Below are 23,691 nucleotides of genomic sequence, written 5' to 3'. Positions count from 1 at the left end.
GCTCGCTGCGGCGTTTCCGCCTACGATCCTACGGGCCGCGGCCCGCCGATCCGCTGTGCTGATTCTGTGACGGGGCGACGCAGGGGCTCACCGCCGCCCGCCGGAAAGGGTGCGCTCAGGCCAGGCACTGCGGGCCGAGCAGCGACTTCAGGTCGCCGAACAGGTCGGGAGTCACCTTCACGGGGATAGGCACCTCGAACACCTTGGCCTGACGGCCGCGGTGCATCTTCAGGCGCACTTCGGTCTCGCCCCCGTGCCGCGTGAGCACCTCCGCCAGGTCCTTCACGACCCGCTCGGTCGCCCGCTGCTCCGGGAGCAGCAGCGTGATCGGGCCGGAGGTGTCCATCGCCCCGAGATCCGGGGCGAACGCCGACTGCGCGTGCAGGTTCAGCCCGTCGTCGCGCCGCGAGACGCGGCCCCTGACGACCAGGATCGAGTCCTGCACGAGGATGGGCTGGAACTCCTGGTACGTCTTGCCCATGAACATCACGTCGACCGTGGCCTCGAAGTCCTCGATCGTGACGATGCCGTAGGGGTTGCCGCTCTGCTTCGCGACGCGGTGCTGGGCGCTCGTGACGAGCCCCGCGATCGTGACCTGATCGCCGTCATCGAGCGACTCCGAGGCGAGCAGCCCCGCGATCGTGATCGAGCGGTGCTTCGCGATCGGCATCTCTAGGCCGGCCAGCGGGTGGTCCGACACGTACAGTCCGAGCATGTCGCGCTCGAACGCGAGCTTGTCCTTCTTGGTGTACTCCGGCCGCTCCGGGACCTTCTGCACCTCCTGCGGCTCGTCCCACAGGCTGTCGAAGTCGAAGCCGACCTCGCCCTGCGCCTCGCGGCGCTTGTCGAGCACCGCCTGCTCGACGGCGTCCTCGTGGATCTCGACGAGGGCGCGTCGCGTCGACCCCATGGTGTCGAAGGCACCGGCCTTGATGAGCGACTCGACCGTCCGCTTGTTCGCGACCTGCGGCGGCACGCGCTTCAGGAAGTCGTGGAAGTCGGTGTACGGGCCGTCGGCGCGGGCGGCGACGATGCCCTCGACGACGTTGGTGCCGACGTTCCGGACGGCACCCAGACCGAATCGGATGTCTTCGCCGACGGCGGCGAAGAAGTTGATCGATTCCGAGACATCCGGCGGCAGCACCTTGATGCCCATCCGGCGGCACTCGTTGAGGTACATCGCGAGCTTGTCGCGCGAGTCGCCGACGCTCGTCAGGAGCGCGGCCATGTACTCGGCCGGGTAGTGCGCCTTGAGGTAGGCGGTCCAATACGACACGACGCCGTACGCCGCCGAGTGCGCCTTGTTGAACGCGTAGTCGGAGAACGGCAGCAGGATGTCCCACAGCGCCTTGATGGCGCCCTCGCCGAAGCCGCGCTCCTTCATGCCGCCCGCGAAGCCGACGTACTGCTTGTCCAGCTCCGACTTCTTCTTCTTGCCCATCGCGCGGCGGAGGATGTCGGCCTGGCCGAGGCTGAAGCCCGCGACCTTCTGCGCGATCGCCATCACCTGCTCCTGGTAGATGATGAGGCCGTACGACGTGTCGAGGATGTCCTTCAGCGGCTCCTCGAGCTCCGGGTGGATCGGCGTGATCGCCTGCTCGCCGTTCTTGCGCAGCGCGTAATTGGTGTGCGAGTTGGCGCCCATCGGGCCGGGGCGGTACAGCGCGATGACGGCCGAGATGTCCTCGAAGTTGTCGGGCTTCATCAGGCGCAGCAGCGAGCGCATCGGGCCGCCGTCGAGCTGGAACACGCCGAGCGTGTCGCCGCTGGCGAGCAGGTCGTACGCGCCCTTGTCGTCGAGCGCGAGGTGCTCGAGGTCGAGGTCGACGCCCCGGTTCGTCCGGATGTTGTCGAGCGCGTCAGAGATGATCGTGAGGTTGCGCAGCCCCAGGAAGTCCATCTTGATCAGGCCGAGCGACTCGCATGCCGGGTAGTCGAGCTGCGTGACGATCTGGCCGTCCTGCTCGCGGCGCATGATCGGGATGATGTCGATCAGCGGATCGGACGACATGATCACACCGGCCGCGTGCACGCCCCACTGACGCTTCAGGCCCTCGAGGCCGATGGCGCGGTCGAAGACCGTCTTCGCCTCAGGGTCGGTCTCGATCAGCGTGCGGAACTCGCTCGCTTCCTTGTAGCGCCCGTGGTCGGGGTCGAACATGCCGCTCAGGGGCATGTCCTTGCCCATGACGGGCGGCGGCATCGCCTTCGTGAGGCGCTCGCCCATGCTGAACGGGAAGCCGAGCACGCGACTGGAGTCCTTCAGCGCCTGCTTCGACTTGATCGTGCCGTACGTGACGATCTGCGCCACGCGCTCGTCGCCGTACTTCTCGGTCACGTAGTCGATGACCTCGCCGCGGCGCCGATCATCGAAGTCGACGTCGAAGTCGGGCATCGACACGCGGTCGGGGTTCAGGAAGCGCTCGAAGATGAGGCCGTGCTCGAGCGGATCGAGGTCGGTGATGCGCATCGCGTACGCCACCATCGATCCGGCACCGGAGCCGCGGCCCGGGCCGACGCGGATGCCGTTGTTCTTCGACCAGTTGATGAAGTCGGCGACGACGAGGAAGTAGCCGGGGAACTGCATCTGCGTGATGATGCCGATCTCGTACTCCGCTCGATCGCGCACCGCCTGCGGGATGCCGTTCGGGTAGCGGTACTCGAGGCCCCTCTCGACCTCCTTGATGAACCAGCTCGCCTCCGTCTCGCCCTCCGGCACCGGGAAGCGCGGCATGTAGTTCGCCTCTGTGTCGAACTCGACGTTGCAGCGCTCGGCGATCAGGAGCGTGTTGTCGCACGCCTCGGGGTTGTCGCGGAACAGCTGGCGCATCTCCTGCGCGCTCTTGATGTAGTAGCCGTCGCCGTCGAGCTTGAAGCGGTTCGGGTTGTCCATCGTGGAGCCCGACTGCACGCAGAGCAGCGCCTCGTGCGCGTCGGCCTCGTGCTGGTACGTGTAGTGCGAGTCGTTCGTGGCGACCAGCGGGATGCCCAGGTCCTTCGACAGCTTCAGGAGGTCTTCGCGCACGCGCCGCTCGATCGAGAGGCCGTGCTCCATGATCTCCGTGAAGTAGTTCTCCTTGCCGAAGATGTCCTGGTAGTCGGCGGCCGCTTGGCGCGCCTCGTCGTACTGCCCGAGCCGCAGCCGCGTCTGGATCTCGCCCGACGGGCATCCGGTCGTGGCGATGATGCCCTTCGCGTAGCGCTCCAGGAGCTCCCGGTCGGCGCGCGGTTTGAAGTAGTAGCCCTCCAGGCTCGAAAGGGAGCTGATGCGGAAGAGGTTCTGCATGCCCTCGTTCGTCTCGCTCCACAGCGTCATGTGCGTGTACGCACCGCCGCCCGAGACGTCGTCGCTCTTCTGGTCGGGCGAGCCCCAGGCGACGCGCGAGCGGTCGCCGCGGTGGGTTCCGGGGGTGACGTACCCCTCGAGGCCGATGATGGGCTTCACGCCCTGGGCCTTCGCCGCCTTGTAGAACTCGAAGGCGGCGAACATGTTGCCGTGGTCGGTGACCGCGATCGCGCTCTGACCGAGCTCGCTGGCCGCCTGCGTCATGTTCGCGAGCTTCGCCGCCCCGTCGAGCATCGAGTATTCGCTGTGCACGTGCAGGTGAACGAAGTCGTCGGCCATCCCTCGATTCTAGTTCGGGATGGCAGGGGCCGCGCGGCCGTGTCGCGCCGTGAGCACACCGTTCGAGTTCGACCGAGCGCCGGTCGAGCCCTGCCGACCCCGCAGAGAACGGGTGCCCGAGCGGTTCCGAGCGGACGCATCCACCGGATGTAGTGAAGATTGCAATAGTGTGTGCCGCACAGTATCGTGTCAGTCATGGATCAGGAGTTCGACGCGCACCTGCAGGAGTTGAGAAGGGGCACCGTCGTGCTCGCCTGTCTGCGGTTGCTGCGCGAGCCCGGATACGGGTACGCCCTGCTCGAGGAGCTCGGGCGGCGCGGCTTCGGCGCCGAGGCGAACACGCTGTACCCCCTGCTGCGCCGGCTCGAGAAGCAGGGATACCTGACCAGCGAGTGGAACACCGACGAGGCTCGGCCGCGGAAGTTCTACCGCACCTCCCCCGACGGCGACAGGCTCGCCGCCGCGCTCTCGGCCGATTGGGCCGCCCTGAGCGCCTCGCTTTCGTCGCTCGATGACCCCGCCCCAGAGGAGGGCTGACATGACATCCACGCTCACCGACCGCTACATCGCCGCAACCCTGCGGGGCATCTCCCCCGATGCCCACGACGACGTGCGCCGCGAGCTCGGCGCGTCGATCGCCGACGCCGTCGAGGCCCGTGTCGAGCAGGGCGAGGCCCCGGATGCCGCCGAGCGCGCTGCGCTCGAGGAGCTCGGCGACCCCGCCAGGCTCGCCGCCGGCCTGTCCGACCGACCGCTTCAGCTGATCGGCCCGCGCTACTACCTGACCTGGCTGCGGCTGCTCCGCCTGCTGCTCGCGTTCGTGCCCGTCTCGATCGGGCTGCTCGCGACGATCGAACCCATCGGGAATGGCGAGAGCATCGGCATCATCGTCGCCGAGTTCTTCGCCGCGGGCGTCACCACAGCGATGCACGTGTTCTTCTGGACGACGCTCGGCTTCGCGGTCGCGGAGCGCATCGCGCTCGCCGATCAGAACACCAGGGTCCCGGCGGCGGACCCAACGGCCGCGCCGTCGGACCGCGATCGTCGGGCATCCGCCTGGACGGTCGAACAGCTTCCGAGCCGCACGCGGCGCGGTGCGGCCTGGACCGTCGACCAGTTGCCGAAAGCCGTGGCCGCACACCGCAGCCTCGCCGATCCGATCGCGACCGCGATCGTGCTCGCCGCCACGGCCGTCGGCTTCTGGTGGGATCACGCGGTCGGTTGGATCGTGCTCGACGGCGAGGTGGTCGAGATCTTCTCCCCCGGGCTGTGGCCGTGGTGGATCGCCGGGCTCTTCGGCGTCTTCGCGCTGTCGATCGCCTTCCAGATCGTCCTGTACATCCGGGGCCGCTGGACGACCTCCCTCGCCGTGGCGAACACCGCGCTGAACCTGATCGGCGTGAGCTGGCTCCTCACGCTGTTGGGGCGCGGCGACCTGTTCAACCCGCGCCTGATCGACATCATCGTCGAGCGCACCGGTGTCGGCCCAGAGGTGCTGACGGTCGTCGCCGTGGTGATCGGCGTCGGGGGCGCCGCGATCGCGGCGGGCGGCATCGCCGACGGCTGGGTCAAGCGCGCCCGCACGGTGCGGTGCGGCGACTAGTCGGCGGAGGCCTCACCGAAGTGCCGCCCAGCCGCACACAAACCCGATCTGCGCACGCGCGCGGTTCCGTGCGCCCGGCCCAACGATCACACGCGTGGCTCCGTGCGCCCTGGATTCCTCTGTCGCGCCTCATTCCGAGCTCCCGCGCCATGATCGCGTGCACCGTCCCTCAGCCGGATGTCTGCGGTCGCTTCTGCCCGGATCCTCCGGGGCCCTGCACGCTCACGATGTCGACGAGAGCTGTCTGCGCATCAGGACGCGCGGGAACCCGTTCAGGACCGACCCGGTCTCGGCCGCCTGCACGAAGCCGGACACCTCGAACAGCGCCTTGGTGCCGACGTACGCCATCGTCTGATCGACGCGCTCACCTCGGTTGTCCACCGGGTAGCCCTCGATGGCCGGCGCCCCGCGTTCCGCCGCGTGTGCCACGGCGCCATCGATCAGCGCGTGTGTGATGCCCTGCTTGCGATACCCGGGCCGCACGCGGATGCACCACAGCGACCAGACATCGAGGTCATCGACGTGCGGGATGAGACGATTGCGCGCGAAGGTGGTGTCGCGGCGCGGGTGCACCGCCGCCCATCCGACCGGGTCTCCGTCGAGGTAGGCAATGACGCCGGGCGGCGGGTCGTGCCGGCACAACTCCCGCACCCTGTCCGCACGCGCCGGCCCGCGCAGTTCCTGGTTCTCCTTGCTGCCGATGCGGTAGCTCAGGCAGAAGCACACGTTGCTGGTCGGCTTCTTCGGCCCGAGCAGCACCGCCACGTCGTCGAACTCGGTTGCCGGCCGCACCTCGATCCCCATGCGATGAGCGTGCACCATCCCTCGGACATCCGGAACCCTCCCATGTCGAACCGGGCTGCATCGGCGAAGGTGAACCGACGCCGAGACACTGCAAAATCCTCCAGCCGCGGCATAATCCGGACGATTCTGCCGTGGCTCAGAGATTCTGCCGCGGCTCGAAGCCGATGCCAGCGCCCAGCGGCGCCGGACAGTGCGCACCTCGCGCAGTCCGCGGGAGGGGCGCGCCAGTGCACTGACCCACCGCACAACCGCCCAGCCGCGGTGCCGCCGAATCGACGGGGTCGCCCGAGGGCCCGTCTGACGGATGGTGTGAGCGTCGAAGCCTGCTCCACAAGCCCGAGAGACGGTGATGTCCATCCACAACCAGGGTCCACCGCTTCCGCGCCGACCTTGCGAACGCAACTCTGGAGGCGTCCCTCTCGAAGGAGTACCAATGTCACTGGATGCGCTGCTCAAAGCCAACGGCGGCTGGTTGCACCGATCGGAACTCTTGGAGCACGGGTGGTCACCGAAGCAGATCCTCTCCGCACGAAGGGCCGAGGACGTCCCGTTGCTGCGGCGGCGCTGGCTCGTGCTCCCCCGTGCTGAACCGATGATCGTGACCGCCGCCCGGAGCGGGGCGGTCATCACGTGCGTCTCGGCGCTCGAGCACCACGGGCTCTGGAGGCCGCCGGGCGACCAGCACGATCAGCCCCATTTCGCCGTGCCTCAGACGTGGTCCGACCGGCCGCTGTCGGGGCGCGTGCATCGTTCCTCCCCGCTGACCGCGCGCGACACGCGGTCGCTGTTCGACAGCGTGCCGAACATCCTGGCGAACGTCGCCCTGTGTCTGGCGGCAGAGCACGCATTCGCAGTGTGGGAATCGGCGATTGCGGCAGAAGCCGTTACGGTCGAACAACTGCGCGCAACACCGTGGGTCCATCCGATCGCTCGCGAACTGGCCGCAGAGGTCGGTGCTTGGTCCGATTCCGGCGTCGAGTCGACGTTCGTCTGGCGGTGTCGGCGCATGGGCCTGCAGGTGACGCAGCAGGTGAAGATCGCCGGTCACAGGGTCGACGCCCTGATCGGCCGACGCATCGCGGTGCAGCTCGACGGTTGGGCTTTCCACCGTGATGCCGCACAGCGGCGCAGTGACATCCGCCACGACCGCGAGCTCGTCGCGCTCGGGTACGTGCCGCTCCGATTCGACTACTACGACGTGATGCACGACTGGCCGCGGGTTGAGGCCGAACTGCGCCGAGTCGTCGCCCGCCTGGCCGCGTAACCGGTGAGCTCCACGTACGACACAGGCGGCGCCGACACACTGCAGAATCCTCCAGCCGCGGCATAACCCGGAAGATTCTGCCGCGGCTCAGAGATTCTGCCGCGGCTCGGAGCCGATGCCGGCGTCCCTATGCGCTCTGCGGCTCACGACAGACACTGTGGAAGGCCGCGGAAACATGTGCGGGTGGCCGTCAGTAGAGGCCGTCGGCCAGCAGGTCGTAGGCGTGCTGGAGGTCGGGCGGGTACGGCGAGGCGAACTCCACGCGGTCGCCCGTGGCGGGGTGCTCGAACGCGAGGCGGTGCGCGTGCAGCCACTGGCGCGTCAGGCCGAGCTTCGCCGACAGCGTCGGGTCGGCGCCGTAGAGCGGGTCGCCGACGCAGGGGTGCCGGTGCGCCGCCATGTGCACCCGGATCTGGTGGGTGCGGCCCGTCTCGAGGTGGATCTCGAGCAGCGACGCTCCCGGGAACGCCTCAACCGTCTCGTAGTGCGTGACGGAGGGCTTGCCCTCGGGCCGCACCGCGAACTTCCACGAGTGGTTCGGGTGGCGGCCGATCGGCGCGTCGATCGTGCCGGCGAGCGGGTCGGGGTGCCCCTGCACGATCGCGTGGTAGACCTTGTCGACCGTGCGCTCCTTGAAGGCACGCTTCAGCTGGGTGTAGGCGAGCTCCGACTTCGCGACGACCATGAGCCCGGATGTGCCGACGTCGAGCCGGTGCACGATGCCCTGCCGCTCGGCGGCACCGGATGTCGCGACCGAGACGCCGAGGCCCATCAGCGCACCGACGACGGTCGGGCCCTCCCAGCCGGGCGACGGGTGCGCCGCGACGCCGACGGGCTTGTCGACGACGACGAGGTGCTCGTCCTGGAAGATGATGCCGAGCTCTGGCACGACCTCCGCGACCGCGCGCGGCTCCTCCTTCGGGACCCACGCCACGTCGAGGCGCGCGCCGGCCGTCACGCGGTCGGACTTGCGGACTCCGCGGGCATCCACGAACGCGCCGCCCGACTCGGCGATCTCCGCGGCGAAGGTGCGCGAGAGGTCGAGGAGCTGCGCGATGGCCGCGTCGACGCGGGCGCCGTCGAGCTCCTCGGGAACCGTGAGGCTCCGTGACTCCATCAGTCGCGCTCCCGCGGTCCGTCGGCCGGAGCGTCCCGCTCCGTTGGTTCCGCTTCCCTCGGCTCCGGCTCTGCGGAGGCCCGCTCCGCCGCATCCGGCGTCGCGCTCGTCGGCACGGTGACGTCGCCCGTGCGGGGTGCGACATCCGGCGCCCCGCCGACGGGCTCGGCACCGGCGTCCGTCGTTTCGGCATCGGCAGCAGCAGAGTCGTCGACCGCTTCAGCGTCGGCCCCCGCGGCCTTCTTTTCCTTCTGCACGCGGCTGCCGTCGAGCTCGATGCCGATGATGAGCAGCAGAGCGACCGAGGCCATGCCGCCGACGATGAAGATGTCCGCGACGTTGTAGATGGCAGCGTTCGGCGTCCAGAACCACATCCAGGGGGTCAGGATGAAGTCGACGACGTGGCCGACGGCGAAGCCGGGGTCCCGGAACAGCCGATCGCAGAGGTTGCCGAGGACGCCGCCCAGCAGCAGACCGAGGACGACGGCCCACAGCCGCGACCGCACCCGGGTCGCGGCGAGGTAGACGATCGCTGCGGCGACGACCGACATCGCGATCGTGAAGATCCACGTGACGCCCTCGCCCAGCGAGAAGGCGGCGCCCGGATTGAAGACGAGGACGAACTGGAGCGCCTCGCCCCAGACGTCCTGCGTGACGCCCGGCTCGAGGTTCTGCAGGACGAAGTACTTGCTCAACTGGTCGGCGGCCAGCACCAGCACCGCGAGGATCGCGATGATGCCGCTGGCCGCCGCCGTTCGCAGAGGTGCGCGACCGCCCAAGACGCGCGGTCTACAGGCCGATCGCCGAGACGGGCGTCTCGGACGACGAGGACCCGGACGTGTCCAGGTCCTTCAGCTTGCCCTCGAAGTAACCGCGCAGCTCCTGGCGGTAGTCGCGCTCGAAGTTGCGGAGCTCGGTGATGCGCGACTCGAGCGTCTTCCGCTCGGTCTCGAGCTTCGTCCGGACCTCGTTGCGCTCCTTCTTCGCGGTGCCGACGATCTTCTCGGCCTCGCTCGTGGCCTCGCCGACGAGCTTCTCGGCCTCCGCCTTGCCCTCGGCGACGTGCTCGTCGTGCAGGCGCTGGGCGCGCTCGAGGATGCCGAGCGCGTTGGTGCTCGCTGCGCCGCCCGAGGCGTCGGCAGCGGGAGCCGGTGCAGCGGCAGGAGCGGGCGCGGACGCCGCGGCGGTTGCGGGCTTCGCCGACTTCGCGGCGGCGAGCTCCTTCTCGAGCTCGGCGACCTTGGCCTTCAGCTCATCGCGCTCGGCGATCGTGGCGCGCCACTCCTTGACGATCTCGTCGAGGTAGTCATCGACCTCTTCCGGGTCGAAGCCCTCCTTGAAGCGGACGTTGCTGAATTCCTTCGTGACGACGTCATCCGGGGTCAGTGCCATGGGTAACTCCTCGTGAAATTGAGATGGACAGTGGCCACGGGCGTCGGCCTGGGCGCTCCTTGCGAAGCAAGCATACCCCCGGGCCCCGACCGCGCGACGATGGGCGACGCGCTCACACCCTGGCGAGCACGCTCGTGAACGACATGAGGATGATGCACGCGAACATCACCAGCATGAAGGAGAAGTCGATCGAAACCTGGCCGAGCCGCAGCGGAGGAATGAAGCGACGCAGCAGTTTGATCGGCGGGTCGGTCACGGTGTACACGGCCTCCGCGAACACGAGCCCGGCACCCTTCGGTCGCCACCCCCGATTGAACATCGGGATGTAGCTCAGGATGAGCCGCGCCCACAGCACCAGCAGGTAGACCACGAGCAGGCTGTAGACAGCGGTGAAGATCCAACCGAACACGCAGACCAGCCTATCGTGGGAGACCGCGCGAGCCTCTGCGCGCGCTGAGCCTGATGATCAGGACAGCGCGGCGGCCGGGCCGTCGACGTCGGCCGTGATGCTGCCGTCACCCGAGACCTGGATGTTCTCGGGGCTGAGCAGGAACACCTTCGCCGTGACGCGCTCGATGCGGCCGTAGAGCCCGAGCGACAGGCCGCTCGCGAAATCGACGAGCCGGCGCGCGTCGGCGTCGCTCATCTGCGAGAGGTTCATGATGACGGGCACGCCGTCGCGGAAGTGCTCCGCGATCGCCTGAGCGTCGCGGTACTGCTTCGGGTGGACCGTGACGATCTCCGTCACCGAGCCCTGAGCGGGCTGGCGCACGACGGCGGGGCGGCGCAGCGGCGTGACCGGTGCCGTCTTCGGCTCCGGCTCCTCCGTGCGCTCGGCACGCGCGGGGCGCTCCTCGCGCTCCTGTCGCGGCTCCTCCGCCCGGGCGGCGGCCTCGTCGTAGGCTTCCTCGTCCGCCAGGCCGAGGTAGACCATCGTCTTCTTCAGCGGGTTGCCCATCGCGTCCTCCATCGTGCTGGTTGTTCCGAGGCTATGCCCTCGGGGGCCTCGGGCCCGTGATTGCCGCGCCGATTCGCAGGTGTGTCGCGCCGTGCGCGATCGCCTCTTCGAAGTCCCCCGTCATGCCCGCGGAGATCCATGTCGCGTCGGGGACGACGGAGCGCACGGTTCCGGCGCAATCGGCGAGCCGCGCGAACGCGGCGCCCGGCTCCTCGCCGAGCGGCGCAACGGCCATGACGCCCCGCAGGACGAGCCCCGCGCTTCCGGCGATGCGCTCGGCGAGGCTCTCGATGCCGTCGGGCGCAGCGCCTCCCCTGCCCTCGTCGTCCGTGAGGTTCACCTGCACCAGAACGTCGAGCGGATCCTGCCCCTCGCCGGCGGCGTCCAGCGCGTCGACGAGCCGCTCGCGGTCGACCGAGTGCACGACGGACGCCGCGCGCCGGATCGCCCGCGCTTTCTTCGTCTGCGCCTGCCCGATGAAGTGCCAGCGCACGCCGAGCCCGTCGCATTCGGCGCTCTTCGCCGTCAGCTCCTGCTGCCGGTTCTCGCCGACGTCCCGCACCCCGAGCTCCGCGAGGTCCCGGATCAGGGACGCCGGATGGAACTTGGTGACGACGATCCGGGTGATGTCGGCAGAAGACCGCCCCGCCGCGCGAGCGGCATCGTCGATGCGCGCGTCGACCGAGGCGAGGCGGTCTGCGAGGGGTTGCGTCACTTCAGGAATTCGGGGATGTCGAGGTCGTCGCCGAACGCCTGGTCGAAGCCGGCTGAGTCCGGCACGACGGGCGGGGCCGCCTGCACGGGGACCGGCTGCTCGCGCCGGGGCGCGAACGGATCGGTCGCCTCGGCGTCGTCATCGTTCCGCTCCCCAGTCGGGGCCGGCGCGCTGTTCGACTCCTGCGGGACGGCGGGCCGCGCCGCCATCGCCGGCACCTCGAGCTTGGCCTGCGGCTCGCCGCCGTCGAAGCCGGCGGCGATCACCGTGACGCGGACCTCGTCGCCGAGGGTGTCGTCGATGACGGTGCCGAAGATGATGTTCGCCTCGGGGTGCGCCGCCTCCTTGACGAGCTGCGCCGCATCGTTGATCTCGAAGATGCCGAGGTTGGAACCGCCCTGGATCGACAGCAGCACGCCGTGCGCGCCCTCGATCGACGCCTCGAGCAGCGGCGACTCGACGGCGAGTTCGGCGGCTTTGATCGCCCGATCGGCACCGCGCGCCGAGCCGATGCCCATGAGCGCGGATCCTGCCCCCTGCATGACGCTCTTGACGTCGGCGAAGTCGAGGTTGATCAGGCCCGGTGTCGTGATCAGGTCGGTGATGCCCTGCACACCGGCGAGGAGCACCTGGTCGGCGGTTGCGAAGGCCTCGACCATCGAGATGCCGCGGTCGCTGATCTCGAGGAGCCGGTCGTTCGGCACCACGATGAGGGTGTCGACCTCTTCCTTCAGGGTCGCCACGCCCAGCTCCGCCTGCTGCTGGCGCCGGCGCCCCTCGAATGAGAAGGGCTTCGTGACGACGCCGATCGTAAGCGCACCGATCGACTTCGCGATGCGCGCGACGACGGGTGCGGCGCCCGTGCCGGTGCCGCCGCCCTCACCCGCGGTGACGAACACCATGTCGGCGCCCGACAGCGCCTGCTCGATCTCCTCCTGGTGGTCTTCGGCGGCGCGGCGACCCACCTCGGGGTCCGCGCCGGCACCGAGCCCGCGCGTGAGCTCGCGACCCACGTCGAGCTTCACGTCGGCGTCGCTCATCAGCAGCGCCTGCGCGTCGGTGTTCACGGCGATGAACTCGACCCCGCGGAGGCCGAGCTCGATCATCCGGTTGACGGCGTTCACGCCGCCGCCGCCCACGCCGACGACCTTGATCACGGCGAGGTAGTTCTGGTTCTGGCTCATGCCGGCCTCCGTTGATTGCGAACCGTGGGGCCGCCGGGTTCAACCTTCATCCTCTACATCAGGGTTAAAGTATTTCCCGGCAACTGTTTTGCTCTCCCCCGACGCTAAACGGCCGGGCGGCGCGCGGCCGACTCGCTCAGGGCGTGTCGCCGCATCCGGGCGCGGAATCCGTGCCGACGGGGGATCAGCGGACGACCGCGGCGTTCGGCGAGGACACGTCGTACACCGACGCGTCGCTCGTCGGCCGATCGGCCATCACCCGCTCCAGCACGAGCGCCTTGAGCGCGGAGTCCTCTGCGTCGCCCCACACGACCTCCGCCCCGGACTCGGCGAGCGTCATGGCGACGTCGTTCGGCGTGGTCGCGGTGACCTCGGCGACATCGCCGCGCAGACCAGCGGGCAGGGAGCGCAGCACCTGCCCCGCGGCGGCGAACGCGTCGGACGACGTGCCGCCGGTCACGTCGATCAGCGGCTGTCCCTCCGGCAGCTCCTCCGTCGTCGAGAGCGCGACTCCGGCGGCATCGACGACGGTGTACCCCGCGGCGGACGCGACGACGCCGACGGGGGTGCGCTCGACGAGCCGCACGACCAGTTCGTGCGGCGGGCGGGATTCGATGCGATACGTCTCAACGAGGGGGAAATCGAGCATCGCCGCTTGGACGGCGGAGTGGTCGACGAGCGGCATCGGGGTGCCGATCTGGTCCTCGAGCGCGGCGGCGACGGCCGCCTCGTCGACGCGGTCGGCACCGGCGACCGTGATCTCGCGCACCGCGAAGAGCGGGCTGTACGCCGCCGCGAGCGTGCCGACGATCAGGAGGGCGACGGCTCCGAGCGATCCGAGCCAGTAGGCGCGACGGCGACGGGTGCGCGCCGTGAAGCGCCGCGCCTCGGCGCGCAGCGCCCTGCGGCGGGCCCAAGAGGCGCGGGCGACGTCGAACCAACCGACCTCCCGATCGGGCTCGTCCGGCCAGCCGAGATCTGCGCGATCGTCTCGTCCTTCGGCCGCGTCGCCTCGGTGCGGCGTCTCGTCCGTGCCCGGATGGGCGGCCCGATCCGCGAACCGCCGGAAACCGCTCACTCCCCCGCCTACGAACTCGTCGGGGCTCGCATCGTCCTCGCGCGCGTCCCGCTCCATGATGCGCGGGGGCCGCGGCGCCTCGGCCTTCGGCTGGGGCGCTCGCGCGGGCGGGAGCGGGCCTGGGCGCTTCACCTATTCGGCTCCGACGGGTGCGCGCAGCGCCTCGATCACCTGCGGGATGATCAGGTTGACGTTCCCGCAGCCGAGCGTGATCACGAAGTCGCCCTCGCGGGCGACCGTCGCGGTGTAGTCGGCCGCTTCCTGCCAGTCCGGCACGTAGTGCACATTGCCCTGGTCGGCGAAGTCGCGGCTGACGAGCTCGCCCGTGACGCCCTCGACCGGATCCTCGCGCGCGCCGTAGACGTCGAGCATGACGGTGTGGTCGGCGAGGCGCTCGAGCACCTCGGCGAACTCGGCGTGCATCAGCTGGGTGCGCGAGTAGGTGTGCGGCTGCTGGATCGCGATGATGCGGCCCTCGCCGACGACCGAGCGCGCCGCCTGCAGGCAGGCTTCGACCTCCGTCGGGTGATGCGCGTAGTCGTCGTACACGCTCACGCCGCGCTCGACGCCGTGCAGCTCGAAGCGGCGCACCGTGCCGCCGAACGCCTCGACGGCGCGCGCCGCGGCCGCCATCGGCTGCCCCAGCTGCATCAGCACTGCGACGGCGCCCGCGGCGTTCACGGCGTTGTGGCGCCCCGGCACACGCAGGGCGACCTCGGCGCGCTCGCCCGCGTGCTCCAGCGCGAAGCTCACGGGCCCCGTCGAGGCGATATCGACGATCCGGATGTCGGCGGACGCGGATTCGCCGAACGTCACGACCCGATCGTGGGACAGCCGGGCACCGACCCGGCGGGCGCCCTCGTCGTCGGCGGAGATCACGACGGCCTCGCGCGCGCGGTCGGCGAACGCCACGAATGCGTCGTCGAAGGCCTCGTGGCTGCCGTAGTTCTCGAGGTGGTCGGCGTCGACGTTCGTGATGAGTGCGACGGACGTGTCGTAGAGCAGGAACGACTTGTCCGACTCGTCGGCCTCGATCACGAAGAGCTCGTCGCTGCCTGTGCGGCTCGACGTGCCGAACTGCTGGATCACGCCGCCGTTGACGTAGCTGGGGTCGGCGCCGAGCTCGGCGAGCGCGGTCACGATCATCCCCGTCGAAGTCGTCTTGCCGTGCGCGCCCGCGACCGCGACGAGCCGACGACCGGCGATCAGGTAGTGCAGCGCCTGCGAGCGGTGCAGCCGTGGGATGCCGCGCTCCGCCGCCGCCAGGAACTCGGGGTTCTCGGGCCAGATCGCGCTCGTGTACACCACGGCGTCGACGTCGCCCAGATTCGCGGCGTCGTGGCCGATGTGCACCGTCGCGCCGAGCTCCGCGAGGGCGCGCGTGTTCCCGCCCTCCGCGCGGTCGGAACCGGAGACGGGGATGCCCGCCGCGAGGAACATGCGCGCGAGGCCCGAGATGCCCGAGCCGCCGATTCCGATGAAGTGGACGGAGCGGATCTGCTCGGGGATGGGAACGCTGAGATCGGGTGTAATCATGGCGCTTCGAGTCTAAGTACGGCGACCTGCGACGAGGCCGACGGCGCGCTGGGAGAAGCCCACTGCCCGGTCGGCGACCGAAGAGAGCGCCGCCGGGCATGCCCCATCGCACCGTCGCTCGCCGCGCGAGAACGTGCGTCCGGCACGGCCGACGAAGGCGTCGACCCTCAGGTCGGCGACTGAGGAGAACGCCGCCGGAGGCACCTCATCGCACCGCGGCGGCGTCCAGCATGCGGATGACGTTGCGGGTGCCCTCGCGTGTTCCGGCGCCCTCGGCTGCTGTCGCCATCGCCGCGATCTGCCCGGCGTCGCCCAGGAGCGGCACGACCGTGCGGCGCACGGTCTCCGGCGTGAGGTCGGCGTCGTCGATGACGATCGCCGCGCCGGCGTCGATCGAGCTCTGAGCGTTGAGCCGCTGCTCCCCGTTGCCAACGGCGTACGGAACGTAGACCGCGGGGATGCCGAGCGCGCTGACCTCGGCGACCGTCGATGCGCCCGAGCGGCACAGCACGACGTCCGCCAGCGCGAACGCGAGGTCCATCCGGTCGATGTACGACCGCAGGGCGTACCCCGGCTCGCCCGGGTCCACGAGATCGGAGCGATCGCCGACGACGTGCAGGAGCTGCCAGCCGGCGCCGGTCACGTCGCCTCGGGCCTGCCACAGCGCGTCGTTGATGCGCCGCGCCCCGAGCGAGCCGCCGAACGCGAGCAGCACGGGCGCCGATGCATCCAGGCCGAAGGCCTCGGCCGCCTCCGCACGAAGCGCGGCCCTGTCGAGCTCCGCGATCTCCGGCCGCAGCGGCATGCCGACGACCTCGCCGCGCTTCAGCGGCGTGCCGGGGAATGTCGTGCCGACCGCGAACGCTGAGCGCGCGCCGAGGATGTTCGCCAGGCCGGGCTTCGCATTGGCCTCGTGCACGACAAACGGGATCTTCTCGCGCTTCGCCGCGACATACGCGGGCGTGGCGGCATAGCCCCCGACGCCCAGGACCACGTCGACGCCCCGCTCGCGTACGTATCGGCGCACGCGCTTCACGGCGCGCGAGAACCGCACGGGGAACCGCAGCGCCGCGCCGTTGGGCCGACGGGGGAACGGCACCTTCTCGACGATCAGCAGCTCATAGCCGCGCTCCGGCACGAGGCGCGACTCAAGCCCTTCCGCCGTTCCCAGTACGAGGACCTCGTCACCGGGGGCGCGCTCGCGCAGGGCGTCGGCGACGGCGAGGAGGGGGTTGACGTGGCCGGCGGTTCCGCCGCCCGCGAGGAGGTAAGTGGTCACCCGATCCATCATCCCAGGTCGAGCTGGAGGCCCCGTACACGCGGCGGCGGCAGCGGCTCGCGGTGTCAGCGCTTCTGCGGAACGGCGCCGATACCGCTCTCGATGGGCGGCAGGGTCCTGGCCAGCGACAGGAGCACGCCCGTTCCGAGGAGCACGGCGAGGAGGGACGTGCCGCCGGACGACACGAACGGCAGCGGCACGCCGAGGACGGGGAAGACGCCGATCACGACGCCGATGTTGATGAGCGACTGCCCCACGATCCAGATCGTCATCGTTCCCGCGACGACCCGCACGAACGTGTCGTTCGTGCGGCGCACGATCCGGAACGCCGCGAAGGCGTACAGCGCGATCACCACGAGCACCACGGCGCATCCGATCAGACCGAGCTCCTCGCCCAGGATCGCGAAGATGTAGTCGTCGGCCGCCGCGGGCAGCCAGCCGTACTTCTGCTTCGAATTGCCCAGGCCGACGCCGAACACGCCGCCCTCAGCGAGCGCCCAGATGCCGTGCGTCGGCTGGTAGCACTCGACGTAGTAGTCGCAGTTCTCGTCGAGGAAGCTCATGATGCGGCCCATGCGGTTCGGGCTCAGGATCGCGAGCCCGACGACCGCGGCGATCGACAGCAGCACGGGGATGATGAACAGCCGCATGGGCACGCCCGCGAAGAACAGCGCCGCGAGGGCGATCAGGAACAGGATCATGCCGGTGCCGAGGTCCTTGCCCGCGAGCACTGAGCCGATCACGAGGATCGAGACCGGCACGATCGGGATGAAGACGTGGCCCCAGTTCGTCAGCAGCGAGCGCTTGCGGTACAGGATGCAGCCGAGCCACACGACGAAGGCGAGCTTCAGGAACTCCGACGGCTGCATCGTGAAGCCGCCGACGCTGATCCAGTTGCGGTTTCCGCCGGTCTCGTAGCCGAGCGGTGTGAACACGAGCATCTGCAGAGCGAGGCCGAGCCCGAGCGCGAGCCACGCCACGCGGCGGAAGAACGCCGCGGGGAATCGGCTGAGCAGGAACATCAGCGGCACGCCGACGAGGATGAACATGCCGTGCTTGATCGCGCCGTCGTACGGCGATCCGCCCGCGCTGATCGACTCCACGCTCGTGGCCGAGAGCACCATGACGCCGCCGAACGCCGTCAGGATGAGGGCGCTCGAGGCGAGCAGCAGGAACTCGAGCGGAACCGCCGAGAAGCGCGCTCCCAGCGACACCCGGGCGAGGAAGCCGGGGCGCGGATCCTGCGGGTCGTGACCCGGGGGGCGCGTCGTGGTCTGGCTCATCGCTCCCCCTCTGCTCGTCACTCCCGTGCGCTGTCCGTGTGGGCCCTGACGGCCGCCGCGAACTTCTCGCCGCGGTCCTCGTAGCTGCGGAACTGATCGAACGATGCCGCAGCGGGTGCGAGAAGGACCACGTCGCCGTCGCGCGCCGCCGAGGCCGCCAGCTCGACCACGCGGGCCATCACGTCAACATTTTCGCCGTGCTCGACCTCGTACACCGGCACCTCGGGCGCGTGTCGCGCGAACGCCTCGAGCACTTCGCCGCGCTCGGCGCCGATGACGATGGCCGCACGCGCGCCCGGCCCGCGCTGCGCGATCAGCTCGGAGACGTCGACGCCCTTCAGCAGGCCGCCGACGACCCAGATCGCCCCCGGGTACGCCGCGAGCGACGATGCGGCCGCGTGCGGGTTGGTCGCCTTCGAGTCGTCGACCCACGTCACGCCGCCCGCGCGCCCCACGACCTGGATGCGGTGCGGGTCGAGCTCGAAGCCCTGCAGTCCGACCCGGATGTCGCCGGGCGCGACGCCGAGGGAGCGCGCGAGGGCGGCGGCGGCGAGCGCGTTCTGCACGATGTGCGGCGCGCCGAGGCCGTGCTCGGCGAGCTCGGCAACGGTCGCGAGCTCGAGCGCCGAGGTGCGGCGGTCGTCGAGGAAGGCGCGGTCGGCGAGGATCCCGTCGACGACGCCCAGGTCGCTCGGGCCCGGCGTGCCGAGGTCGAAGCCGATCGCCCTGGCGCCCTCGACGACGTCCGCTTCCTCGACCATCCGCAGGGTCGCGGCGTCTGCCTTGTTGTAGACGCACGCGTGCGTCGTGTGCCGGTACACGACGGCCTTCGCGTCGCGGTACGCCTCGGCCGAGCCGTGCCACTGCAGGTGGTCGTCGGCGAGGTTGAGGCAGACGGTCGAGTGCGGCACGGGCGAGCCGGGCCCGTCGTTCAGGCCGAGGTACCAGAGCTGGTGGCTCGAGAGCTCGACGACGAGCGCATCGAAGCCCGCGGGGTCGCGCACGGCGTCGAGCACCGGCACGCCGATGTTGCCGCACGGCGCGGCGCGCAGCCCGCCGGCGACGAGCATCGTCGCGGCGAGCCGCGTCGTCGTCGTCTTGCCGTTGGTGCCCGTGACGAACACCCAATCGGCCGGCGAACCGTCGTCGCGCACGACCTTGTCGCGCACGCGCCACGCCAGCTCGACGTCGCCCCAGAGCGCGATGCCGCGCTCGCGCGTCCACCGGATGACGGGGTGATGCGGGGGAAAGCCGGGCGAGGCGACGACCACCTCGGGAGCGAAGGCGACCAACTCATCCGGCGCTTCGTCGAGCGTGCCGATGTGCACCGACGCGCCGATGACGGGGATGAGGCGCTCGTACTCCTCGCTCGCCGACTCGGCGAGGACGAGGACGTCCGCGCCGAGCTCCGTGAGGGTGTCCGCGACGGAGAAGCCGGTGGCGGCGAGGCCGAGCACCGCGACGCGCAGCCCCTTCCAGTCGGCGCGCCAGCTCGTCAGTTCGTCGAGCGGTGCGCTCATCGGACCGCCAGCCATTCGACGTAGACGAGGCCGACGCCCGTGACCGCGAGGATTCCGGCGACGATCCAGAGGCGCACGACGATCTGGGTCTCCTGCCAGCCGCGCAGCTCGAGGTGGTGGTGCAGCGGGCTCATCAGGAACAGCCTCTTGCCGCGCGTCGCTTTGAAGTAGATGCGCTGCAGGAGGACCGAGCCCGACGAGATCACGTAGCCGCCGGCGATCAGGATGCCGAGGATCTCGGTGTGCGTCAGAACGGCCATGGCCATCACGACGCCGCCGATCGACATCGACCCCACGTCGCCCATGAAGACCTGCGCCTTGGGCGCGTTCCACCACAGGTAGCCGACCAGGCCGCCGACGAACGCCGCGGCGATGATCGAGAGGTCGAGCGGGTCGCGCACCATGTAGCACGCGGCGACGGAGGCGTCGGACAGGGCCGGCCCCGAGCACGCCTGGTTGAACTGCCAGTACGCGATGAGGCTGTACGCACCGATCACGAAGATTCCGACCCCCGCCGCGAGGCCGTCGAGGCCGTCGGTGAGGTTGGCGCTGTTCGAGAAGCCCACGCCCAGCAGAGAGAGCCAGATCAGGTAGAGCAGCCAGGCGATCACCGGCGTGAAGAAGAAGAACGACAGCGCCGGGATGTCTCGGATGAGCGAGATCGCGCCGGATCCGGGCGTCTGCCCGGATTCGTCGGGGAAGTTCAGTGCGACGATCGCGAACGGCACGATCACGAGCACCTGGCCGATGATCTTCTGCCAGCTCTTCAGGCCGCCGAAGTGCTGCGTGCGCACCTTGAGGAAGTCGTCGATGAAGCCGACGACACCGAAGCCGACCATCAGCCAGATCACGAGCCAGCCGGACAGCGTCGGCGGGATGTTCGCGCTGTAGCAGCCGATCAGGTAGCCGAAGATGGTGCCGACGATGAAGATCGTGCCGCCCATCGTCGGGGTCCCGCGCTTGGCGGCATGGCTCGGGTTGTGCGAGTCCTCCGGCGTGCGGATGACCTGCCCCCAGCCCCATTTCCGGAACAGCTGCAGGAACACCGGGGTGAGGAAAATCGCGAACGCGAAGGAGATGGCGGCCGCGGTCAGAAGAGCTCTCACGAGAACAATCCTCCCAGACGGTCGCCGAGAAGCCGCAGGCCCGCGGCGTTCGACGACTTCACGAGCACCGTGTCGCCGTCGCGCAGTTCGCCCGCGAGGTAGTCGTACGCCTCGTCGGCCGTCTCGAAGAACACGGCCTCCTCGTCCCACGAACCCTCGGCGATCGCCGAGAGGTACAGCGGGCGCGCCTCGCGCCCGACCACGACGATGCGCGGGATGCGCAGCCGCACCGCGAGGAGCCCGATCTTCTGGTGCTCGGCGACGTCGCGCTCGCCCAGCTCGCTCATCGAGCCGAGCACGGCGACCATCCGGCCGTCTTCGCCCGTGACCTGGGCGAGCGTACGCAGGGCGGCCTGCATCGCCTCGGGGCTCGCGTTGTACGCGTCGTTGATGATGCGGACGCGGTCGTTGCCCATCACCTGCATGCGCCACCGCTCGGCGAGCTCCACGCGGCCGAGCCGATCGATCGCCGCGGCGGGGTCGACGCCGAGCGCGACGGCGGCCGTCAGCGCCGCCTGGGCGTTCTTGACGTGGTGCGCGCCGAGCACCTGGAGCCGGATGTCGAACGGCTCGCCGTCGACGACGATGCGCGCCTCGGTCCCCGATGCGCTCACGCGCACGTCCTCGGCCCGCACGTCCGCCGTGTCCGACTCGCCGAACCAGCGCACCTCGACCCCGCGCTCCGCGGCGGCCGACGCCATCGCCGCGACGCGCGCGTCGTCGGCGTTCAGGACGGCGGTGCCGCCCGGAATGATCGCCTCGACCAGCTCGCGCTTGGCCCGCGCTGTGTGCTCGACGCCGCCGAAACCGCCGGCGTGCGAGAGGCCGACCATCAGCACGATGCCGATGTCGGGCGTGACGAGTCCCGCGAGCGAGGCGATCTGGCCCGGGGCATCCGCGCCGAACTCGCAGATCAGGAACCGGGTGCGCTCCGTCACGCGCAGCATCGTCAGCGGTGCGCCGACGGCGTTGTTGAAGCTGGCGACCGGCCAGACCGTCTCGCCCTCCTCGCGGAGCACCGCCGCGAGCATGTTCTTCGTGGTCGTCTTCCCGTTGGAGCCCGTGACGCCCACGACCTGGAGCTCGCCCGCCGCGCGGACGCGCGCGACGACCTCGCGCGCCAGGTCCGCCAGGGAGGCCACGGCATCCTGGACGACGATCTGGCTGACCGGCTCGTCGACCTCGCGCTCGACGACGGCCAGGGCCGCACCGTTCGCGACGGCGGGGCCGACGAACAGATGCCCGTCCGTGGCCTCGCCGGGCTTCGCGACGAAGATCCCGCCTGCCGTGATATTGCGGGAATCGGTGTCGACGGCGCCGGAGACGATCGTCTCCTGCGTGTCGGCACCATGGGTGCGCAGGGAGCCGCCGATGGTTTCGGCGAGCTCCGCAAGCGATAGCGCGATCAAGCGTTCCTCCTGGGGCCACGCATCGTCATCGGGTCTTCGGGTAGATCGTCGGGTTTCCGCTCGACGGTTCGACCCGATAGTTCTTCATCACCTGGGTCAGCGCGTCGGTCAGCGCGGGTACGGTGGCCGCAGACGACCTTATCGTCTTCGGCTCGTCCAGCGTGGCGATCACGACGTACTCGGGGTCGTCGATCGGCGCCACGCCGACGATGCTCGTCGCGTACACGCCCGGCTTGTAGCCGCCCTCGCCGTCGGATTTCTGCGCCGTTCCGGTCTTGACGCCGACCCGGTACCCCGGTACGTCGATCGTGTTGTCGCCCGCCAGCGCCACGTTCTCGATGAGGTTGAGCATCGTGTCGGCCGTCGATTCCTTGACGATGCGCTCGGGCTCCGGCAGCTCGGGCTCGACGACCTCGCCATCTGCGGTCGTGCACGACTCCACGATGTGCAGCGGCATCTTCACACCGCCGTTCGCGAACGCCTGGTACACGTTGGCGACCTGCGGCGCCGTCACCGTGAACGCCTGGCCGAACGCCGTCGTGTACCGCGTCTGCGCGTCCCAGGTGTCGGCGGGGTGCAGCACACCCGCTTCCTCGCCGGCGAAACCGATCGCCGTAGGCGTTCCGACGCCGAACTTCTCGAGGTAGTCATGGCGCGTCTGCATCGACAGCCGGTCGCTGAACTTCGAGATGCCGACGTTGAGCGACTCGTCCAGCACCCCGGCGAGCGTGTAGTTCGCCGCGGCGTGGTCGGTCGCGTCGTTCACGACGGCGCCGTTCGGGAACACCTCGCGGTTCGGCACCCACTCCGTCGACAGCGGGTCGGCCTTGCCCTGGTCGATCAGCATGGCCGCCGTCACCGCCTTGAACGTCGAACCCGGCTCGAAGGTCGTGCGGAACAGCCGCGACCCCCGGTCCTCCGGCGCCGTCGCGACGGGGTCGTTGGGGTCGACCGACGGCGACTCCGCGGCCGCCCTGATGGCGCCCGTCTTCGCGTCCACGACCGTGATGGAACCCCAGTTCGCCTTCTTGTCCGCCGCTTCCTCCGCGATCAGCTCCTGCAGGTACCACTGCAGGTCACTGTCGATCGTGAGCTGCAGCGTGCCGCCGTCGACGGCAGGCGTCGACGTCTCCGTGCCGGGGATCCGGATGCCGCCCGGGCTCTGCTGGTAGCTCTCCTCACCGTTCGACGCGGCCAGGCACGAGTCCGACATCCGCTCGTAGCCGGCGAGAGCCTCGCCGTCGCTCGACATGTAGCCGATCAGGTTCCCCGCCACCTGGCCGTTCGGGTAAGAGCGCGAAGACTTCGCCTCGAAGCTCAGGAACGGCAGGCCGAGGTCGACGAGGTCGACGTACTGCGTCGTCGTGATGTCCTGCGCGAGCCGGGCCCAGCGGTCATCCGGATCCTCGGCGACCGCGTCTTCCACGATCTTCTCGACGTCCTCGGTGTCCATGTCGAGCACGCGCGCGACGTCGGGGGCGAACTCCGAGAACGGTACGTCGACCTCCTCGCCGTCGACGCGATCGGTCATGTTCGTCGCGAGGTACGGATCGATGTTGGCGTCGTAGAGCTCGGTGCTGGTCGCCAGAACGTCGCCGTCCGAGTCGACGATCGATCCGCGCACCCCGAAGAGCGTGCGACTGCCGTGCAAGCCCTTCTCCGAGGCATCGGCGAGGTGGTCGTTCGCGCGCACGACCTGGATGTCGACCAGACGCACGACGAACGCCACGACGATCACCGCGACGACGGCGAGGGCGACGACGGTGCGTCGCCGCGGTGCGCTGGCCGCTGTCTTCTTCGTGGCACCCATGTCATCCC

Annotated in this window: 20 protein-coding genes; 3 read left to right on the top strand and 17 right to left on the bottom strand. The window is 69.9% G+C overall.

Going from position 1 to position 23,691, the window contains the following annotated elements:
• Nucleotides 1–115: 115 nt before the first annotated feature.
• Nucleotides 116–3,625 (bottom strand): DNA polymerase III subunit alpha, encoded by a 3,510-nt coding sequence (gene dnaE / locus C0010_RS12625; protein ID WP_105567442.1) that lies wholly within the window; start codon nt 3,623–3,625, stop codon nt 116–118.
• A 195-nt stretch (nt 3,626–3,820) separates the two neighbouring features.
• On the opposite strand from dnaE, the gene C0010_RS12620 reads away from it, so the two are divergent.
• Nucleotides 3,821–4,162: a PadR family transcriptional regulator gene (locus C0010_RS12620; protein WP_105567441.1), complete on the top strand. Its 342-nt coding sequence runs from the start codon at nt 3,821–3,823 to the stop codon at nt 4,160–4,162.
• A gap of 1 nt (nt 4,163) precedes the next feature.
• Nucleotides 4,164–5,228: a permease prefix domain 1-containing protein gene (locus C0010_RS12615; RefSeq protein ID WP_105567440.1), complete on the top strand. Its 1,065-nt coding sequence runs from the start codon at nt 4,164–4,166 to the stop codon at nt 5,226–5,228.
• A gap of 222 nt (nt 5,229–5,450) precedes the next feature.
• Here C0010_RS12615 and C0010_RS12610 read toward each other — a convergent pair whose 3' ends face one another.
• Entirely contained in the window at nt 5,451–6,032 is a 582-nt protein-coding gene (locus C0010_RS12610; RefSeq protein ID WP_105567439.1) for a GNAT family N-acetyltransferase, read from the bottom strand.
• A gap of 433 nt (nt 6,033–6,465) precedes the next feature.
• Between C0010_RS12610 and C0010_RS12605 the strand changes: the two genes are divergently transcribed.
• Entirely contained in the window at nt 6,466–7,296 is an 831-nt protein-coding gene (locus C0010_RS12605) for an endonuclease domain-containing protein (protein WP_105567438.1), read from the top strand.
• A 190-nt stretch (nt 7,297–7,486) separates the two neighbouring features.
• Here the strand turns inward: C0010_RS12605 and C0010_RS12600 are convergent, their stop codons facing one another.
• The 15 genes from C0010_RS12600 to C0010_RS12530 all read right to left on the bottom strand — a co-directional run bounded on the left by C0010_RS12600 (nt 7,487) and on the right by C0010_RS12530 (nt 23,683).
• Nucleotides 7,487–8,413 carry an RluA family pseudouridine synthase gene (locus tag C0010_RS12600; protein WP_105567437.1) on the bottom strand — a complete coding sequence of 309 codons (927 nt, stop codon included), beginning with the start codon at nt 8,411–8,413 and terminating at the stop codon, nt 7,487–7,489.
• A complete protein-coding gene (lspA, locus tag C0010_RS12595; RefSeq protein ID WP_105567436.1) occupies nt 8,413–9,192 on the bottom strand; it encodes a signal peptidase II in 780 nt (259 codons plus the stop codon). Before lspA ends, C0010_RS12600 begins: the two co-directional genes overlap by 1 nt.
• A gap of 10 nt (nt 9,193–9,202) precedes the next feature.
• Nucleotides 9,203–9,805: a DivIVA domain-containing protein gene (locus C0010_RS12590; protein WP_105567435.1), complete on the bottom strand. Its 603-nt coding sequence runs from the start codon at nt 9,803–9,805 to the stop codon at nt 9,203–9,205.
• A gap of 112 nt (nt 9,806–9,917) precedes the next feature.
• On the bottom strand, nt 9,918–10,214 hold the full coding sequence (locus C0010_RS12585; protein WP_105567434.1) for a YggT family protein: 297 nt from the start codon (nt 10,212–10,214) through the stop codon (nt 9,918–9,920).
• A 57-nt stretch (nt 10,215–10,271) separates the two neighbouring features.
• Nucleotides 10,272–10,763 (bottom strand): cell division protein SepF, encoded by a 492-nt coding sequence (locus tag C0010_RS12580; protein ID WP_105567469.1) that lies wholly within the window; start codon nt 10,761–10,763, stop codon nt 10,272–10,274.
• Between the two features lie 31 nt (nt 10,764–10,794).
• Nucleotides 10,795–11,478 carry a YggS family pyridoxal phosphate-dependent enzyme gene (locus tag C0010_RS12575; protein ID WP_105567433.1) on the bottom strand — a complete coding sequence of 228 codons (684 nt, stop codon included), beginning with the start codon at nt 11,476–11,478 and terminating at the stop codon, nt 10,795–10,797.
• Entirely contained in the window at nt 11,475–12,662 is a 1,188-nt protein-coding gene (gene ftsZ / locus C0010_RS12570; protein WP_105567432.1) for a cell division protein FtsZ, read from the bottom strand. The genes C0010_RS12575 and ftsZ overlap by 4 nt, the downstream gene beginning before the upstream one ends.
• A gap of 184 nt (nt 12,663–12,846) precedes the next feature.
• Nucleotides 12,847–13,740 (bottom strand): cell division protein FtsQ/DivIB, encoded by an 894-nt coding sequence (locus tag C0010_RS12565; RefSeq protein ID WP_232531947.1) that lies wholly within the window; start codon nt 13,738–13,740, stop codon nt 12,847–12,849.
• Nucleotides 13,741–13,872: 132 nt separating this feature from the next.
• Entirely contained in the window at nt 13,873–15,276 is a 1,404-nt protein-coding gene (gene murC, locus C0010_RS12560; RefSeq protein ID WP_105567430.1) for a UDP-N-acetylmuramate--L-alanine ligase, read from the bottom strand.
• A gap of 205 nt (nt 15,277–15,481) precedes the next feature.
• On the bottom strand, nt 15,482–16,555 hold the full coding sequence (locus C0010_RS12555) for a UDP-N-acetylglucosamine--N-acetylmuramyl-(pentapeptide) pyrophosphoryl-undecaprenol N-acetylglucosamine transferase (protein WP_105567429.1): 1,074 nt from the start codon (nt 16,553–16,555) through the stop codon (nt 15,482–15,484).
• 65 nt (nt 16,556–16,620) lie between these two features.
• The gene (ftsW, locus tag C0010_RS12550) at nt 16,621–17,838 is read right to left on the bottom strand and encodes a putative lipid II flippase FtsW (protein WP_105567428.1); all 1,218 of its coding nucleotides are present in this window, start codon (nt 17,836–17,838) and stop codon (nt 16,621–16,623) included.
• Nucleotides 17,839–17,855: 17 nt separating this feature from the next.
• Nucleotides 17,856–19,358: a UDP-N-acetylmuramoyl-L-alanine--D-glutamate ligase gene (gene murD / locus C0010_RS12545; RefSeq protein WP_105567427.1), complete on the bottom strand. Its 1,503-nt coding sequence runs from the start codon at nt 19,356–19,358 to the stop codon at nt 17,856–17,858.
• On the bottom strand, nt 19,355–20,464 hold the full coding sequence (gene mraY / locus C0010_RS12540) for a phospho-N-acetylmuramoyl-pentapeptide-transferase (protein WP_105567426.1): 1,110 nt from the start codon (nt 20,462–20,464) through the stop codon (nt 19,355–19,357). Before mraY ends, murD begins: the two co-directional genes overlap by 4 nt.
• Nucleotides 20,461–21,873 (bottom strand): UDP-N-acetylmuramoyl-tripeptide--D-alanyl-D-alanine ligase, encoded by a 1,413-nt coding sequence (locus C0010_RS12535; RefSeq protein ID WP_105567425.1) that lies wholly within the window; start codon nt 21,871–21,873, stop codon nt 20,461–20,463. Before C0010_RS12535 ends, mraY begins: the two co-directional genes overlap by 4 nt.
• A gap of 25 nt (nt 21,874–21,898) precedes the next feature.
• Nucleotides 21,899–23,683 carry a peptidoglycan D,D-transpeptidase FtsI family protein gene (locus C0010_RS12530; RefSeq protein WP_105567424.1) on the bottom strand — a complete coding sequence of 595 codons (1,785 nt, stop codon included), beginning with the start codon at nt 23,681–23,683 and terminating at the stop codon, nt 21,899–21,901.
• Between the last annotated feature and the right edge of the window lie 8 nt (nt 23,684–23,691).

The organism is Microbacterium halophytorum (genome assembly GCF_002970975.1).
Lineage (GTDB): Bacteria > Actinomycetota > Actinomycetes > Actinomycetales > Microbacteriaceae > Microbacterium > Microbacterium halophytorum.
Note: the sequence above shows the minus strand (reverse complement) of the source record. Positions and strands in the feature narration are given on the sequence as shown.